This window comes from Streptomyces sp. NPDC050636, assembly GCF_040654775.1.
In the GTDB taxonomy this organism is placed as follows: domain Bacteria; phylum Actinomycetota; class Actinomycetes; order Streptomycetales; family Streptomycetaceae; genus Streptomyces.
This window is the reverse complement of the sequence record NZ_JBFAIP010000245.1, coordinates 1-2,112: the sequence shown is the minus strand read 5'-3', so window position 1 is coordinate 2,112 and position 2,112 is coordinate 1. Positions and strand designations below refer to the sequence as shown.

2 protein-coding genes are annotated in these 2,112 nt (G+C 64.5%); both read left to right on the top strand.

Annotated features, from left to right (window positions below):
* Window positions 1-333 precede the first annotated feature (333 nt).
* Complete coding sequence (locus tag AB0I10_RS41000) at window positions 334-609, top strand: hypothetical protein (protein WP_363157831.1); 276 nt, start codon at window positions 334-336, stop codon at window positions 607-609.
* 310 nt (window positions 610-919) lie between these two features.
* The coding region (locus AB0I10_RS40995; protein WP_363157830.1) for an LCP family protein at window positions 920-2,112 on the top strand (1,193 nt) is incomplete at its 3' end.

The window sequence follows — 2,112 nt, the reverse complement described above, 5'->3', positions numbered from 1 at the left end:
GGCGGTCCGAGGGCATCGATGTGAAATAGCGGTGAAGGGAGTTTCGAAAGCGTTCAGTGGGCAATGCGCAGGGCCGTGACTTACCCCAATGACGGCATACCGCAAAATCGCCCATACGACTCCAGACCAAACCCTCCCTACCACGGCGGATCAAACGCGCCGGATGTCGGCGACACGGCCCCGCTGCCGCCTATTGACGGAGTGCATGCCCCGCGTCCCAGAAATTCACCTCCTCCCCGCAACTCCGCCCCGGCCGCCCCAGCGGCCCCGTACGGCGACGTTCCGAACGCGGCGTACCACAGCAGAAGGCGTTCGGGCGGCAATCGCGGAGGCATCGACAGGGGCCGAATGGCTTTGATCATTCACAGCATCGCGGATGTCGCCGCGGTATTTCTCGGACTATGGGTCCTTCTGTATCTGCTCGAAGCGAATCAGGCGAATGTCTTTGTCGACTTCGTGCACGGTGTGGCCGACTGGCTTGCCGGCTGGTCGCAGGACATCTTCATCATGGACACGGAAGGGCTGCGTGTCTTCTTCAACTACGCCCTTCCCGCGCTGATTTACCTCGCGGTCGGCCATGGCGCAGCTGCTTGGCTGCGACGCCTTTGACTGCGTTTCAGCCGAGCTCAGGGGGCGCAGGCTTACGGCGCCCCCTGAGCGCCGAGGCAGGGCCGGCCGCCGCATATCTCTTTCTGCAACCGTGCAGTGATGGCGCCGAGTTGGGGAGCGATGGCGCCGATTTCGACTTGCCCGAATTCTCGTAATCGGCCATGGCTGCCCGTTCAGTCGCCCCTTTGCGTATTTGGCGGGACATTGCAGCCGCTTTCCTCGGGCGCTGTGCATCAGGTCGGAAACAGTGTGCCCGGAGTCCCTCCCTGAGTTTGCGTTCGAGCCAACCGGAGAATGCACACTGCCGGGCATGAACCAGACGCCCCGTGGCAGGTGCGCCGACTTCCAGGAACCGTATGAGCGCGCACATGCCGCGCGTCCTCCCAATTCCGCCCATGCCATCCCCGCCCAGCGGCTCGGGGTACCGCCCCACTACGAAGAGGATGATCCATATGAGTACGAGCCTTCTCCGCGCCGCGGCCGCAAGGTCAGGCGCTTTCTGATATCCCTCTTCGTCGTCCTGCTCCTGGTGGCGGTCGGCACGTATTTCTGGGCGGACTCCAAGCTGCGCAAGGAGGTCGACCTCAGCAAGGTCATCGACCGCCCGGCTGAGGGCGAGGGCACCAACTACCTGATCGTCGGCTCGGACAGCCGCAAGGGCATGTCGGCGGCCCGGCGCAAGAGCCTGCACACCGGCGGCAGCGCGGAGGCGGGCCAGCGGACCGACTCGATGATGATCCTGCACGTCGGTTCCAACGGCCCGACGCTGATCTCCCTGCCGCGCGACTCGAACGTGACCATCCCGAAGTTCCGCGGCTCCGAGTCCGGCAAGATCAGGCCCGCGATGGGCGCGAACAAGCTCAACGCCTCCTACGCCTTCGACGGTCCGCAACTGCTGGTCCGCACCGTCGAGTACAACACCGGACTGCACATCGACCACTACGCCGAGATCGGCTTCACCGGCTTCGCCGACATCGTCGATGCCATGGGCGGCATCGAGATGAACCTCGACAAGGGCTTCACGGACAAGTGGTCAGGCGCCGACTTCAAGGCCGGCCGGCAGACCCTCAATGGCACCCAGGCGCTCGCGTACGTCCGGGCCCGGCACGCCTTCGCCGGCAGCGACCTGGACCGCACCAAGAACCAGCAGAAGTTCCTCTCGACGCTCGCGAGCCAAGTGGCCACGCCCGGCACCCTCCTCAACCCGTTCACCCTCTACCCGGTCATGAGCGCGGGCCTGGACACCCTCGTCGTCGACAAGGACATGAACCCCTACCTGCTCGCCAAGATGTTTTTCGCCATGAAGGACGTCTCCGGCGGCGACGGCAAGTCCATGAACATGCCGATCTCCGGCAGCGTCGGCGGCAACCTCCAGTGGGACAGGCCGAAGGTCAAGCAACTGGTCGACGAGCTGAAGAACGACGACCCGGTCACCGTCACCAGGTGCCGAATACAAGGCCCGGACCCGTGTGCTGGACCTGATCAAGCCGTGTCGCAATGCCC